General features: G+C 72.5%; 14 protein-coding genes. 8 read left to right on the top strand and 6 right to left on the bottom strand.

What is annotated here, in order from left to right; all coding sequences use genetic code 11:
• Window positions 1-221: 221 nt before the first annotated feature.
• A complete protein-coding gene (locus ACIGZJ_RS27715) occupies window positions 222-2,033 on the top strand; it encodes a protein kinase (protein ID WP_396459777.1) in 1,812 nt (603 codons plus the stop codon).
• Between the two features lie 223 nt (window positions 2,034-2,256).
• A complete protein-coding gene (locus tag ACIGZJ_RS27710) occupies window positions 2,257-2,724 on the top strand; it encodes a hypothetical protein (protein ID WP_392940999.1) in 468 nt (155 codons plus the stop codon).
• A gap of 93 nt (window positions 2,725-2,817) precedes the next feature.
• Here the strand turns inward: ACIGZJ_RS27710 and ACIGZJ_RS27705 are convergent, their stop codons facing one another.
• The 4 genes from ACIGZJ_RS27705 to ACIGZJ_RS27690 all read right to left on the bottom strand — a co-directional run bounded on the left by ACIGZJ_RS27705 (window position 2,818) and on the right by ACIGZJ_RS27690 (window position 6,252).
• Entirely contained in the window at window positions 2,818-3,135 is a 318-nt protein-coding gene (locus tag ACIGZJ_RS27705) for a hypothetical protein (protein ID WP_396459776.1), read from the bottom strand.
• 117 nt (window positions 3,136-3,252) lie between these two features.
• Window positions 3,253-4,215, bottom strand: coding sequence for a hypothetical protein (locus ACIGZJ_RS27700; RefSeq protein ID WP_396459775.1), 963 nt, complete (start codon window positions 4,213-4,215; stop codon window positions 3,253-3,255).
• A gap of 289 nt (window positions 4,216-4,504) precedes the next feature.
• Window positions 4,505-5,764 carry an MFS transporter gene (locus ACIGZJ_RS27695; protein WP_396459774.1) on the bottom strand — a complete coding sequence of 420 codons (1,260 nt, stop codon included), beginning with the start codon at window positions 5,762-5,764 and terminating at the stop codon, window positions 4,505-4,507.
• A gap of 107 nt (window positions 5,765-5,871) precedes the next feature.
• Window positions 5,872-6,252 carry a VOC family protein gene (locus ACIGZJ_RS27690; protein ID WP_396459773.1) on the bottom strand — a complete coding sequence of 127 codons (381 nt, stop codon included), beginning with the start codon at window positions 6,250-6,252 and terminating at the stop codon, window positions 5,872-5,874.
• Window positions 6,253-6,604: 352 nt separating this feature from the next.
• Between ACIGZJ_RS27690 and ACIGZJ_RS27685 the strand changes: the two genes are divergently transcribed.
• From ACIGZJ_RS27685 to ACIGZJ_RS27675, 3 genes are all read left to right on the top strand, one after another.
• Window positions 6,605-7,177, top strand: coding sequence for a hypothetical protein (locus tag ACIGZJ_RS27685; RefSeq protein WP_396459772.1), 573 nt, complete (start codon window positions 6,605-6,607; stop codon window positions 7,175-7,177).
• A 248-nt stretch (window positions 7,178-7,425) separates the two neighbouring features.
• Window positions 7,426-8,400, top strand: coding sequence for an endonuclease/exonuclease/phosphatase family protein (locus ACIGZJ_RS27680; RefSeq protein WP_396459771.1), 975 nt, complete (start codon window positions 7,426-7,428; stop codon window positions 8,398-8,400).
• 120 nt (window positions 8,401-8,520) lie between these two features.
• Window positions 8,521-9,072, top strand: coding sequence for a hypothetical protein (locus ACIGZJ_RS27675; RefSeq protein ID WP_396459770.1), 552 nt, complete (start codon window positions 8,521-8,523; stop codon window positions 9,070-9,072).
• 92 nt (window positions 9,073-9,164) lie between these two features.
• Here ACIGZJ_RS27675 and ACIGZJ_RS27670 read toward each other — a convergent pair whose 3' ends face one another.
• Together ACIGZJ_RS27670 and ACIGZJ_RS27665 are read right to left on the bottom strand one after the other, a co-directional pair.
• Window positions 9,165-9,581: a DUF5959 family protein gene (locus tag ACIGZJ_RS27670; RefSeq protein ID WP_396459769.1), complete on the bottom strand. Its 417-nt coding sequence runs from the start codon at window positions 9,579-9,581 to the stop codon at window positions 9,165-9,167.
• 181 nt (window positions 9,582-9,762) lie between these two features.
• On the bottom strand, window positions 9,763-10,749 hold the full coding sequence (locus ACIGZJ_RS27665; RefSeq protein WP_396459768.1) for a ScbA/BarX family gamma-butyrolactone biosynthesis protein: 987 nt from the start codon (window positions 10,747-10,749) through the stop codon (window positions 9,763-9,765).
• Window positions 10,750-11,200: 451 nt separating this feature from the next.
• Between ACIGZJ_RS27665 and ACIGZJ_RS27660 the strand changes: the two genes are divergently transcribed.
• From ACIGZJ_RS27660 to ACIGZJ_RS27650, 3 genes are all read left to right on the top strand, one after another.
• Entirely contained in the window at window positions 11,201-11,866 is a 666-nt protein-coding gene (locus tag ACIGZJ_RS27660) for a ScbR family autoregulator-binding transcription factor (RefSeq protein WP_396459767.1), read from the top strand.
• 698 nt (window positions 11,867-12,564) lie between these two features.
• A complete protein-coding gene (locus ACIGZJ_RS27655; RefSeq protein ID WP_396459849.1) occupies window positions 12,565-13,494 on the top strand; it encodes a BTAD domain-containing putative transcriptional regulator in 930 nt (309 codons plus the stop codon).
• A gap of 152 nt (window positions 13,495-13,646) precedes the next feature.
• Window positions 13,647-14,294: a ScbR family autoregulator-binding transcription factor gene (locus tag ACIGZJ_RS27650; RefSeq protein WP_396459848.1), complete on the top strand. Its 648-nt coding sequence runs from the start codon at window positions 13,647-13,649 to the stop codon at window positions 14,292-14,294.
• Window positions 14,295-14,323 lie beyond the last annotated feature (29 nt).

The following is a 14,323-nucleotide window of genomic DNA, read 5'->3' as shown; positions in this document are numbered from 1 at the left end:
GGATGTTCGTGGTCGTCAGGGCTGGCGCAGACCGGCGCCGATCAGCCAAGATCGACCGAAGAGGCCCCCGGCCTCCGGGGTTCGTCAGTGTGCCGGGGATGATGGGCGCCGGGTGAAGGTCCGTCAGGGCCCTTCCGCGGCACGGGCCAGGTGCCCGGAGCCCGATGGCAGACTGTGCGGCTGTGACGACCCGCGGGGGCGGGCATGACAAGGGGGCGGGCATGAGTGGTCGCGGGAGCGTGCTCGGCGGGCGCTACACGCTGACCGAGCGGATCGGCGGCGGGGGAATGGGAGCCGTCTGGCGCGCCGACGACTCCGTGCTGGCGAGGCAGGTCGCGGTCAAGATCCTGCACCCCGGACTGTCGGAGGATGGCACCTTCGCCCGGCGGTTCCGCCGGGAGGCCCAGCTGCTCGCCGCGCTCAAGCACCCCGGGATCGTGGACGTCCACGACTACGGCGAGAGCGAGGACGACTCCGAGGACCAGGTCGCCTACATCGTCATGGAACTCGTCGAGGGGCGGCCGCTGAACACGGTCCTCGCCGAGGACGGCCCGATGCCCGCCGAACGGGCCCTCGGCCTCCTCGCCACCGCGCTGGACGCGCTGCACGCCGCCCACCGGCAGGACATCGTGCACCGCGACCTCAAGCCGTCCAACCTGATGCTCCGCGCGGACGGCCGGGTGACGGTGACCGACTTCGGCATCGCGCGCGCCCTGGCGAGCAGCAGGCTCACCGCCTCCCACGCGGTGATCGGCACCGCCCTCTACATGGCCCCCGAACAGGCCGAGGGCAAGGCCACCACCCCGGCCTCCGACCTCTACTCGATCGGTGTCGTCGGCTACGAACTGCTCACCGGCGAAACGCCGTTCACCGGTGAGAGCGTGCTGGAGGTCGCGCTCAAGCACCTCCGGGAGCCCGCGCCCGGCCTCCCGGAGTCCCTCCCGCAGGCCGTCCGCGACTTCGTCGCCACCGCCCTGGCCAAGAGCCCCGAGGAGCGCTTCGCCGACGCGGCGGAGATGGCCGCCGCGGCGCGGGCGGCGATCGGCGAAGGGCCGACGGTCGGACCGCGGCCCGCCGCTCCTCCCGCGGCTGCTGCCGCCGTCGCGCCGGTGGCGGCCGAGGCCGGCAAGGCCGCGACCCCCGCCCCGGTACCCGCCGTCGCGCAGACCGTGCCCGGCCGGAGGCGCCGCCGCATCCTGATACCCGTGATCGTCCCGGTGATCTTCACGGTGGGCGCGGGTACCGCGGTGTTGATCGAGAAGGCCCCCTTCCGCTCCGAGGCGAAGGCGGTCGATCCGCAGCCGGCCCCGGCCGCCACGCTGACGGCGGGCGCGGGCACCCCGCCGCCGGCCACGCCCCCGCCCACCGGCACCTCGGCCCCGGCCGCCGCCGCGCCCACCCCCACGGCCGCGCCGACCCCGCCTCCGGCCGGCACCCTCCCCCCGCCGACCCAGCCGCCGACTCCGGGCGCCGCCGCGAGCACCGGGAACCAGCCGGTGAAGCAGTCACCCAACCCGGGCGGAGCGGCGGCGACCCCGGCGCCACCCACCACCCCGGCCCCGCCCGCCGCCAACCCGGCCCCACCCGCGGCCACCCAGGCCCCCGCCCCCCAGCCGCAGACCCCCGCCGTGCCCCAGGGCTGCGGCGGCACCAACTGGGGCTACATCGTCAACGTCGGCGACGGCCAGAAACTCGGCCTCGCCAACAACAACCTGTCCGGGGGCAACGCCGCGGTCATGGGCGGCGCGACCGCCTACGGCTGGGTGCGCTCCCAGCCGAGCAGCTGGTACCACCTCAACCCGTGCAGCATGAGCTCCCCCGAACTCGTCCAGGAGACCGACGGAAGGGTGGACCTCAGCGGCGGCTTCAGCTTCCTGACGAACTGGACACTGACCGCCGCCACCACCCCCGGCTCCTACACCCTCCGCGACTACATGGGCCAGTCCTGCCTGACCGACAACGGCACGGGCAACCCGGTCACCATGAAGACCTGCACCCCCGGCAACAAGTCCCAGGAGTGGCGAATCCCCTGAGCCGCGCCGACGAAGCCCCAACCCGGCTGCCCGGTACGCGACCCCACCGTGCCGAGCCCGATGCCGGCTCAAACGTCCTTTTCGGGGCGCGACTCGTATCCGCACCAGGTCTTGCGAGTGCCTGCGGACGAGCTGACGGTTTCAAAATGATCTGCAGCCGCGGTCGATGAAGATCATGATGTGAGAGCACGCCGATCCTCCCAAGCGAAAGGACCCCGCATCGATGGCACGGCCCCCTGGCGCATTTCAGTCGATCACCTTCGCGGCCTGGCGGGACCGTCCTCCTGGGCAGGACCGCCCATCCGATCCGCACTACGTCACGCTGGCGGAACTCCTTGTGCGCCTTGGGAGCTTTGGACTCGGCCTCACATGGAAGGTGCGGATCGACGATGCTCGACTGGTCGCCAGGTTTGCCGAGATCGAGAAGGCTTCCTCCGGCGCCGGGATCGGCACCCTGGAGCTACTGGCGCTGGCTGCGCCGGACCTTCAGTTTGTTGATGGAGACTTCGCGGGGTACGCAGGCGATGAGCTGAGGGTGGTGCTGCGGGAGTTCGACAGCACGAGTTGGGACCTCTGCACCGCGGATTCCTCGGTAGTCCGGGAGATCCGTCAGCACTACCCGGACGCGGTGCCGACTCCTGAGGACGTTCTTCAGGAGATCCCCTGGCCAACCACCCGGCGGGAGATGTGATCCAACGCTCCGGCAGCTGGGGCCGGGTCACGGCAACGTGACCCGGCTACCCGGCTACCCGTCTCAGCCGGACCGCTTGCCCGCGGACAGCTCCTACTCGTCGAACGGGTCGTCGCTCCATCGGAACCAGGCGGTGCCGCCCTGGATGTGCAGCAGGAACTCGGCGACCGGACCCGAGGGGGAGGCCAGTGACACGGTCTTCGCGATCTCCTCGTACGCGGTGTCGAAGGCATCCCGGTCCTCCGCCTCGGACAGGGCCAGTGACCGGGTGAAGACCGGCTCCATCGCGGGGAACGCCGGTCCTGGTAGGAAGCGCCCGTGAAGCCACGGGAAGTCGGACTCCTCGATGACGATCTCGCCCACCAACTCGCCCTGGCGTTCCAGCCGCCAGATCTGGTCCTCGAAACCCATCGCGCTCAACCCCTGCTTCCCGTGGCCGTCCGCCGCTGCCCGGCAGCATGGCATGCGGCACCGACAGCCGGAGGCGTTCCGCGGCCCGGTCGGGCTCGCCCCGCCGGGCCGCCCGGTCTACCGTTCGAGGGTCGCGGCCAGCAGGTTGGGGTCGGTCAGGGTGAAGAACGCCGCGCTCGGTACGTACACCGTGTTCCCGTGGATGCCGACCGAGGTGGGATTGGACAGGCCGTCCTGCGCGGTGAGGACGGTGCGGTGGCCGCCGTCGGCGGTGATGAGTACGGCCTCACTGGCGGGGTTCAGGGCGGCGATCAGCTCGTCGCCGGGGCCGGGGAAGGCGAAGTCGTCGAGGCCGCCGAGCCCGGTGGCGCGGGTCTCGACCGGGCCGGCGGCGCCGTCCGCGCCGATCGGGATGCGCAGCAGTGCGCCGGTGTCGGTGTTGCCGACCCAGACGGCGCCGCCGTGCAGCTTGAGTCCGTTGGCGCCGAAGGCGGTGGCGGGCTTCAGCAGGGCGTCGTCGGACCAGACCGTCGGGACGCCGCCGTCCACGGGGACGGTCCGGACCAGGCCGAGCGCCGAGTCGGCGGAGTAGAGCAGGCCCGCCTGCTCGTCGAGCGCGAGGCCGTTGGGCAGGCTGTTCGACGGGAAGGCGGAGATCCGCTCGGGCTCTCCGCCGGGGCAGAGCCGCCACACGCCGGTCAGGTCCTCGGTGCCGGTGGCGTAGGCGAAGTAGAGGGTGCCGTCGTGGGCGCGGGCAAGGCCGGAGACCACGGCCGCGCCGAGCAGCGGGGTGGCCGGATGCGCCGGGGCCGGCAGGGTCGCCAGGACGGTGAGGTGCCCGTCGCGGTCGACCCGGCCGAGCTGTCGGGCGAAGGAGAAGGTGAGGTCCACCGAGCCGTCGGGCTCCACCGCGATGTTCTCGGGCTGGAGGCCCTGGGCCAGGTCGAAGTGGGCGACGATCCGGGGCTGCGAGAGCGGTGGCTCGACGGCGACGGCCGGAGTGGCCGCCAGCAGCGCCAGCGCGAAGCAGGCGGCCGGGGCTGCACCGTACAGCCGGGCGAGGCGGGACGGTCGGGGCATGGGGGTACTCCTCAGGAGACGGCGCGGAAGGGGCCGAGGGGGCGCTCGGGTGACGCCGCGAGCGGGCGTCCTCCGTCAGCAGAGCACAACGGACGCGGACACCCCGGCGGCGGCGAACCGTGCCGCCGGGAGGATCCCCCGGTCGGTCCCGCCCGGGCACCACGGGCGCAGGCGCAGGCTCAGGCGTGGATGGCCGGCGGCGGCGTTCCGCCGCTCCACCCCGGCTGCCGGGCTCGTCATGATCGCGGGCATCATGGCGTCGTGTCCGCACTCCCGAGGCCCAGGGGCGTCAGCCGGACGTGCGGGGGCGGATCGCGTCGCGCAGGAGGAGCGTGGTGGTCACGCTGCCCACCCCGGTCAGGGCGATCGCGAGGCCGACCGGGAGGAACTCCGCGAACACGCCGAAGACCAGCGGACCGATGCCCTGGATGGTCATGGTGGTGGTGTTGAGCAGTGCGAAACCCTGCCCCTGGAGGTCGGACGGGACCGCCTCCAGGAAGCGTCGCTGCAGGCCGAGAAGGTAGGCGGAGCCCACGCCGGTGATCGCGTACGCCGCGGCGACCCCCGGATACGGCAGGTCCAGGACGAGCGTGATCGTGGGTGTGCCCATCACCAGCAGCAGTGGCAGGACGAGCCGTTCGCGGGTGGCGGGCGCGAACGCCCGCCCGACCACGACGTCGCCGACGAGCATGCCGAGCGACGTGGCCGCCAGGAGGATGCCGGTCTGGGTGGGGCTGAACGCACGGTGCGCGGAGTACGGGATGAGCAGGCTTCCGGCCGCGGCCAGGTACGCGGCGGGCAGGCACTGGACCATGATCAGCTTGAGCACCCCGGGGGCGGCGAGGAGCGCGGCGTTACCCCGCAGGGTCTTCCGCACTATCGACCCACCGGACACGGGCGACCCGACCGGCACCGCCGACCCGCCCGGCACGACCGACCCGCCCGCGCGGACCGTCTCGGTGCACGCCAGGAACAGACGGCTGATCACCGCAGCGATCAGGTGCGCCCCGGCGGTGACCAGCATCGTCCGGTCCACGCCCAACCACACGACCAGCGCGCCACCGGCGGCCATGCCCACCAGCTGCGCCGACACCGCGACGAGGTAGGACAGCGAACGCCCGAGCACGTAGGTGTCGCCGGTGAGGATCCCCGCCAGGACCCGGCCCGTGGCCCCGGTGGTGACCGGCGTCAGACAGGCCGTGCCCGCGACGAGGACCAGGCCGGCCGCGACCGGGAGGCGCCCGGACGCCAGCAGCAGCCCGACCGCGCTCTGGAGGGCGTAGCCGGTGGTGATGAGGGTCCGCGGCGGGAACCGGTCCGCCATCGCGGCGAGGAACAGGCCGCCCACGGCCTGGGGGAGGAAGCCGATCGTCATCGCCATCGCCGTCAGCAACGGAGAGCTGGTCCGCTCGAACACCAGCACCGCCAGTGCGACGGACCGCAGCGTGTCCGACATGACGCCGAGCAGTCGCCCCGCGAACACGGCACGGAACTGGGTGACCGCGAAGACCTGGCCGTAGGTGGCCTTCGCCGTGAACGTATCGGCCATGGGCAGGGTGCTCCCGAACCTTTCCTGGGCTGCCGACCCGACCGGAAACCGTCAGCGCGTCGGGCCTGGTCGCGCCCGGTCGGGTTCGGCCGTGTGGGCGAGAACCGTCAGAGCGGGTCGAGGCGCCGCTTGAGCAGGCAGAACTCGTTGCCCTCCGGATCGGCGAGGACGTGCCAGGACGCGTCCGCCGGCTGACCGACGTCGACGAGCTCGGCTCCGAGGGCCAGGAGGCGCTCGAGCTCGGCGTCCTGATCGCGGTCGGTCGGGTTGACGTCGATGTGCAGCCGGGTGCGCGTGTCCGTCGGCTTGTCGTGGCGGATGAGGAAGAGCGTCGGCTGCGCGCCGCCGAACCCCTCGCGCGGACCGATCTCGATGTAGACCTCCGCCTCGCGGTCGAGCTCCACGAAGTCCAGGACCTCGCACCAGAACCGCGCCAGCACCTCGGGGTCGTGACACTTGATCACGAGCTCACTGAAACGGGATGCCATGGACGAAACCCACTCTCGACGTAAAGAACTGCCTGGTCGGCCCGCACACAGGTCTCAACGGGCCCACGCAGCGCGTGCACGCTCGGAACGCTAGCGGGCGAGGCGAGCGGGGGCGAACCGTTTTCCGGAGCGGTCGGCCCGCTCGGCCCGCCCGACCGGAGTCTCCCTGATCCGCGGGAGGCGGCTCAGCCCGGTACCTGACGCCCCGCGGGTTGAGTACCGGTACTCAGGCGAACGGTCCCGGGGGTGCGGCAGGATCGCCGGCATGTCCAGTGATCGAAGCAGTAGGCGGGCCCTGGGAAAGACCCTGGGGGTCGGAGTGGTTCTGACGGGAGCGCTGATCCTCGGGGGTATGCGGTTCGCCGACCTCTGGCGGGGCGAGCCGTTCCCCAGCGCCGACCCCGTCGCCGTCGCCCAACGGCTGGACGCGCGGACACAGACGATCTACGACGGGCTCCGCCTTCCGGACGCGAAGCTCAACCCCACCTGGCCGGGCGCCGGGATCAAGGCCTCCATCTACGACTGCCACCCCCGCGGCCTTGCGAACTTCCCCGACACCCTCGCCGACTCGCCGCCGCGCGAGCCCGGCACCGCCGCCGTCCACGAGAGCTGGGCACTCGCCGGCGTGACGCGCGAGCAGGCCGTCGACGCGATCGCGCGAGCGCGGCGGACGCTGGAGGCGGCCGGCTGGAAGACCGTTTCGTACGACGTCTCCGGCGGCGAGGCGAGCCTGCGGCTGGAGGCCCCGGCGACGCAGGACAAGGTCGCGGTCCGGGCCGGCGTCGTGCTCTACCCGAACGACAACCTGGAGGTCTTCGCGTCGGCCGAATGCGTCCGCTACCACGAGGACACGGCCGTCGACGACGAGCGCCCGCCCGACGTTCCCGGCCCGTCGGCGCCGACCCAACTGCGCGGCGGCCGGTAGCCGGGCGGCGGGGCGAACGGCGACGACGGGACGGGACGACCGGCCGCCCCTGCGGGCAGCGGAGCGGGGGCCCGCCCGCCGTCCGCGTGCCCGGCTCCGCGTGCCCGACTCCGAGACCCCGGTGGCGCCTGCACGCGGGTGAAGGGGCGAGCCGGCGCCGGGCGCGTTCCCGGGGATCAGGACCGGGCCGGGGGATAAGGGGTGCGGAGGTCGGCGATGGCGTCGGCCGATGACCGACGGGAGCAGCCGTGAGTGCGATCATCGGGACCTGGAATCTGGAGAACTTCTGCCGACCGCTGCCGCCCGGTAGCCCGCCGGACCCCGACAAGTGCGCCGCCAAGGACCAGGCGACCTACGACGCCAAGGTCGCCGCCCTGGCCGAGGTCATCAGCGGGCTCGGGCCGGACCTGCTCGGTGTGCAGGAGGTGGGCGGCCAGGAGCCGTTGGACGACCTGGTGGCCAAGCTGCCGGGCACCTGGCACACCGCCGTGTCGGACCACCCCGACCCCCGGGGCATCCGGGTCGGCGTCATCAGCCGTTGGCCGCTCACCAACGTCCGGCAGCACGTGGCCTTTCCCGCCCGCCTCCGCGCCATCCAGGTCGATGACGACGGCGAGCCCGTTCACGAGATGGGCCGCGGCGGCCTGGCCGTGACGGTGGAGCCGACGCCCGGCCACACCCTGGACGTGGCCGTCTGCCACCTGAAGTCGAAGCTGCTGACCTTCCCCGGCAACCAGCACAGCACCCATGACGAGGGCCTGCGTGCCCGGGTCGGCGCGTACGCGCTCTTTCGGCGCAGCGCGGAGGCCGTCGCGATGCGGGAGCTGGCCGACCAGCTGCTCCAGGGCGACGGCACCAACCGTGACGTCATCCTGATGGGCGACCTCAACGACGGGTGGCAGGCCGCCACCACCCAGATCCTCTACGGCCCGCCCGGCTCCCAGATGGGCAGCGCCGGCTTCGACCACCCGGACCCGCACAACGACGCCAGGCGGCTGTGGAACCTGGCCCCGAGGATCCTGGAGCAGGGCGGCTTCTCCCGCGTCTTCGAGGGGCAGCACGAGCTGATCGACCACCTCCTGATCAGCCACTCGCTGCTGGCCAGGTTCAAGGAGGTCTCCACCGGCCTCGACGCGCTGCCCAGCATGGCGGAGGCCCACCCGGCCGCGTCGCACGGCAAGCCGTCCGACCACTCACCCGTGGTGGCGAAGTTCGACTTCTAGGCAGGGCCGAGGCCCACATACGAACGGTGGCCGGGCGGGGGTGGTGAACCCCCGCCCGGCCACCGGCCGTACTAGGGAGGAGGAGTGCGGAACAGCCGAACCAACCTGCGGGAGTGACCGATGCCGAAGTACCGAGGCGCCCACCGGATCACGGTGACCGGTGTGCAGGCCGAGTGGCCGCAACGCGCCGTGGTGACCGTCCGGGGCGGTGGCACCGTGGTGGTGCCGGGGGTCCTTGGAACCAGCGAGCTGATCGACGCGGAGGACTGGGACCTCGCCGTCGAGCACGAGTACCAGAACGTCTGGGGGCCCAGCATCCGCGCTGTCGTGGGCCGGTGGGAGGACCGCGCCGGGACCCGCAGCCAGGTGGTCCGCTGCACCGACCGCGACCGGCTCGGCAGCCCCGGCGGCCGCAGCCTGGTGCTGCGGATCGACCAGGAGGACCCGCGCCCGGCGGCGGCACCCGCGTCGGCCCCCGCGTCCGCGTCCGCCGCCCGGTGGTCCGCCACCGAGTCGGCGGGCCGGCAGCAGGATCCGGGCCGGATCAGCACCTCCGGCGCGGACCTCCCGTCGACCCGGACCTCCGGTACGTCGACCTCCTCCGGGGGTTTCGGCACCTCCTCCGGCTCGTCCACCTCCTCGGGCGGCGTCACCACCTCCGGCGGCTGGTAGACCGCCTGCGCCGGTCCGTCTTCGAACTCCCACCCTCCGGGTGAACAAAGGGAGTTCGAAGACGGCGGCCCAGGACCGGCCCGGACAAGGGCCTAGCGGGGGAGTGCCTCCCGGACGAGCGCGAGCAGGGCGCGTTGCTCGTCGACCCAGCCCGCCGCAGGGGTCAGGGCGAGGCGTACCAGGACGCCGGAGGACTCGGCGTCGGACACCGTCACCCACACCCCGTCGGGTCCGGTCGGTTCAATCCGCAGTTCGGGACCGCGCTCCCCGTCCAGCCAGCGGACGGCGGAACGCCTGTCGAGTCTGTCCAACGCCTGCTCCCATTCGTCGAGTTGACGAACAGTCAGGTCGGCGTGGAACCTCCCCGTGACCACCCCCGTGGTGATCGTGATCTCGCAGGCGAGCGGGCCGCGGTCCGCCGGAGGCCTCCGCACCCGTACCGCGACGCTCTGCCCGCTGCTGCCCGGGCGGTCGCCGAGACGAATCAACTCGATGCTTTCCGAAGCCACTTCGGCCACATCCCTCTCCCCGTGAAGGTGGTGCGATCCCCGCCATCCTTGCGCAGGCCGCCTGCACCTCACCAGCCGGAGGGTGATGCGGGTTGTGCCCCGGCGGGTGGGGAGCCGGTCCGGTCGGGGCGATCGGACGGACTCCCGGGCGCCGTGGCGGCCTGGGTCGCGGGCCCGGCGGTCAGCTGTGCTCGGGGGTGCCCGTGATGACGGTGGTGAAGACCGGTTCCCCGCCCTGGTGTCCCGTGACGGTGGTGACCAGCGCGGTGGCGTCGTCGCCCGGGGTGAACCGGGCGGTGACAACGGTCGGGAGGTCGTGTTCGGCGTAGCGGTGGTAGGTGGTCGTGGCCGCGGTGGGCGTGATGGTGGTGGGTGTGGTGAGCGCATTGGTGGCCTGCCGGGCGGCCTCCAGCAGGACCATGCCCGGGATGTGGTCGTTGGAGTGGTCGAACAGGATGGGGTGCCGGGGGTTGGGCGTCAGGTGCCAGGTGTCCGGCTCCCCGGTCGGCGCGAGGATGACGTCCCGGGGGTGGACGCGTCCGACCGTGCCGGGCGCGAGCGGCACCGGCTCCGACAGCGGCTGGGCCGGCGGCTGTGAGGCCGGTTGCGGCTCCGGCCGGGCCGCCCGCTGCGGGCCGCGCAGGCGCTGGTAGGTCGCGGGCGGGACGGTGGTGAACCTGGTGGACCCGGTGGCGGCGACGAGGTCCCCCCGGAACAGGGTGGCGGTGAGCAGGAAGTCGATGGTGGACCGGTTCCTGCGCGGCTGCGGCGTGAGCGTGGCCGCGATCGTGAGGTCGGTGGGCGCGGCGCCGATGGCGAGTTGCCGCGGCCGGGTCGCGTAGTCGAGGCTCCACATCAGGAACTGGTGGTCAAGCGGCACCCCGAACTGGGTGTGCGCGAGGTACAGGCCGACCTGGCGGACGGTCTCGGCGGTCTGCAGCGGGTCGTGCCGCACCCCGTCCGGGCTGGTGAAGAAGGTGTGCGCCCTGGGCCACTGCGCGGTGACCGTGAAGGCGGTGTCGTCCAGCTGTCGGCAGCCGGTGAGGAAGACCTCGGCGTGGCAGGCGCGGTGGACGTATTCCTTGGGCACCGTGGTGGTCAGCCGGGGCGCCTGGCCGGGGGCGGCGGCGGGCGCGGAGGCGGGGAGGCGGTAGGCGAGCAGGGTCATGGGAGCACTCCGGAAGGCCGTGATGGGCGGGGTGGGGGCTCAGGGCTCGTAAGATACGTACCTTCCGGTTTGGTTTTCAAGGCGCGTGGAGCAAGGTTCGTTGGCGCCCGAGCGCAAGCGGGCCGTTGCGGTGTGTGCCGAGCGGACTGCCCTTGGAGATGTCCGAGCTGTCTGCAGAGGCCATGTGACCTGGGGCGAAAGTCTGTTCTGATCCGACGTTCGGCCGGTGTGGGAGCTGGATGCTGCGTATTCGATCCACTGGGAAGTGAGGGGGCGCCGTCCGCTTGGTCCGGTGGGTGGAGCCTTCGTGGGTGGTTGGGCACAGGTGCCGCCTGTGCGGGTGTCGGCGACGGCGGTCGGCGCGCCAGGGTCGGCACCGCCCGGGTGCCGGGAGTCCCGGATGGGTAGGGTGCGGGGTGGTCGGTTTGGTTTGCTCGGGTTGTGTGGCGGGGTGGTCCTGGTGGTGCGGCAGGAACGGGCGATGCGGACGCGTCGGGTGATCCTGGAGGCGGCGGCGTCGGTCTTCGACGAGTTCGGCTACGAGGGTGCGACGATCGGCGAGGTGGTGGCGCGGGCCGGGGTGACCCGGGGGGCGGTGTATTTCCATTTCGCGTCGAAGCGGGAGCTTGCGCAAGGGGTGGTGGAGGAGCAGTTCGTCCAGAACGCCATTCCCGAACGCGCCTGCAAGCTTCAGGAGTTCGTGGACACCGGAATGGTGGTGGCGTATCTGATGCCGCGCGACCCGCTGTTGTCGGCGGGCGCCCGGCTGTCCTTGGGACAGGATGATTTCGGGGACCTTGGCGGGGGAGCGATCCCGGGGTGGATCGCGCGCCTGCAGGAGCTGTTGGAGCAGGCGGGGGAGCGCGGCGAGCTGTTGCCGCACGTGGCCCCGGCCGACGCGGCGTGGCTGGTGACGGCGGCCTGGACGGGTGTGCAGATCCAGTCACAGAAGCTCTCGGGCCGCGCCGACCTGGAGCGGCGGATCTCCGGCCTCTACCAGATGCTGATGCCCAGCGTGGCGGTTCCCGGCGTGCTCGGTTCGCTGGACATCGGGGCGGACCGGGGGGCCCGCGTGGTCGCGGAGATGGCGGACCCGGAGGCCGACGAGGAGGCATAGGCCGGGTGGCCGCCTCGCGGTGCGCCTGCACTGCACTGGACCGCACGGTCGCGGGGGCGTCCGGGCGGGGTGAGGCGTGCCCGCCTGCGGCCGGCGGTGGGCGGTTGCCGGCTGCGATTCGGGGTGTCCTGGGAGTGGATCCGCCGGCGTTGGCGGGCGCTGTCGGACGGCGTCAGTTCGTGTCGGGTCAATGGTTTCGGGCGGTGCCGTGGGGAATCCGGCATCGCGGTTCACCGGGTTCTGGTCGAGGTCGAGAAATTCGCAGTGGCGTGCCGGAGTTGGCAACGTCAAGCCCTTTACGCGGGCGCGCCGGCCCCGTAGCCCGGTCCGGCCGGGCCTGATCGTCCGGGGCTCCTCGCGCCCGATGGCCCGTCGCGCCCTGGCCCGGTTACGGGGCCGGCGGGGTGGCGACGGCCCTGGCTGTGCGGCGGAGCGAAGGCTCACTGGGCGCCGGGCAGGTTGTTGCCAGGTAAACAAACAGCGCGTTCGGTTTTGTGTTGACAAACCGTCTGTCCTGTTTTTGAATCGATGTAGGCGCCTGGGTGGTTGTGGGGAGGCTGACCGGCGCCCGGGTACGTCCGGTGTCCCATCGGTCTCCCATCTCCCGCGTTCCGTGTCCCGTGTCCTGCGTTCCACGTACCGGAGTTCGACGTCCGGTGTCCGTGTTCTCTGGGTTTGTTGTGATTGGGGTGGTGGTTGTGGAGGTTCGGGTGTTGGGGGCGTTGGGGGTTCGGGTGTGTGGGGTGTCGGTGGTGCCGTCGGCGTCGAAGCCGCGGCAGGTGTTGGGGTTGTTGGCGTTGCGGGCGGATCAGGTGGTGTCGGCGGGGGTGTTGGCGCAGGAGTTGTGGGGTGGGCGGCCGCCGAGGAGTGCGCGGACGACGGTGCAGACGTATGTGCTGCAGTTGCGGGATCTGATTGCGCGGGCGTTGGCGGAGGGTGGTCCGGGGTCGGGGTCGGGTGCCGGTTCGGGGGGTGGGGTGGGGTGTGCGAAGGACGTGTTGGTGACGTCGCCGGGGGGTTACATGTTGAACAGTGGTGGGGGGTTGGTGGACGTTCGGGAGTTCGAGCGGTTGGCGGGGTTGGGGTATCGGGCGATGGACGGGGGTGATTTTCCGGGCGGGGCGCGGTTGTTGGGGGAGGCGTTGGGGTTGTGGGGTGGTGGTGCGTTCGAGGATGTGGTGGTGGGCGGGGTGTTGGGGGTGGAGGCGCGTCGGTTGGAGGAGACGCGGTTGTGTGCGTTGGACCAGCGGATCGAGGCGGATCTGCGGTTGGGGCGTCACCGGGTGCTGTTGGCGGAGTTGACGGTGTTGGTGGAGCGGTATCGGACGCATGAGAACCTGCATGGCCAGTTCATGGTGGCGTTGCACCGGTCGGGGCGTCGGGGTGAGGCGTTGGAGGTGTATCAGCGGTTGCGGGGGACGCTGGTGCGGGAGTTGGGGATGGAGCCGTCGGTGTATCTGCGGCGGTTGCAGCGGTCGATCCTGATGGCGTCGCCGGACGGGCCGTTGGAGCGGGTGGGCGCGGGTGCGGGCGCAGCGGGCGCGGCTCCGGCGGGCGCGGCTGTGGTCGGCGCGGCTGTGGCGGGTGAGGCGGCGCCCGGCGGCGGACGGTACGTGCAGGTGCGGTAGCGGCGGGGCCGTCCCTCCCCTCCGGGTGGGGGATGTCCTGCGGACGCGGGTGTGTGGTGGTGTGGCCGATGGCGGCCGAGGCTACGGGGGTCGCCTGACAGGGGCGGCCCTCTCTTTTCTGTGGTTCCGGTGTGAGGGGTTGTGGGTTCGTGATGCAGGAGAGGTCGGAGCGGACGCGGGGGCGTCTTGTCGAGGCGGGAGCGGCGCAGTTCGACCGCTCGGGGTACGCGGGGGCGACGCTGGGCGGGATCGCCGGAGCCGCGGGAGTGACGAAGGGGGCGCTGTACTTCCACTTCGCCTCCAAGGAGGAGTTGGCCCGGGCGGTGGTGGAGCGCGCGGAGACGGCGGTGCGCGGAGGCTGCACCGCGGGCACGGGCGTGTCGCCGCTGCAGGGGCTGATCGACGCCGGGTTCTGGCTCGTCCGGGTGCTGGAGTCGGACGTGGTGGTGCGGGCGGGCTTCCGACTGGGGCGGGAGGAGGAGCTGTGGAGCGGCGGCGTCACGGTTGCGGGCTCCGGCGTGGGCGGCCTGCACGGCGTCTGGGCGCAGATGGTCCGGGAGCTGCTGGCCTCGGCGCGCCGGGCCGGCGAACTGCGGGCGCGCTCGGGCGGGGTGGGCGTGGAGTCCCTGGCGGTGGCGGCGGCCTGCGGCCTGGAGGTGGTGCACGGCAGCGGCTGCGGCGGTGAGGAGTTGGCGCGCCGGCTGGGGGCCCTGTGGGAGTGGCTGCTCCCGTGTCTGGTCCCGCCGGGAGCGGTGGGCGGCTACCGCACCTCCGCCCCGCAGGGCACAACCGGGCCCTGAGGCGCCGACGCCGCGAGGAACGACAGCCC

The sequence above is a fragment of the Kitasatospora sp. NPDC052868 genome (assembly GCF_044547105.1).
GTDB lineage: Bacteria > Actinomycetota > Actinomycetes > Streptomycetales > Streptomycetaceae > Kitasatospora.
Note: the sequence above shows the minus strand (reverse complement) of the source record. Positions and strands in the feature narration are given on the sequence as shown.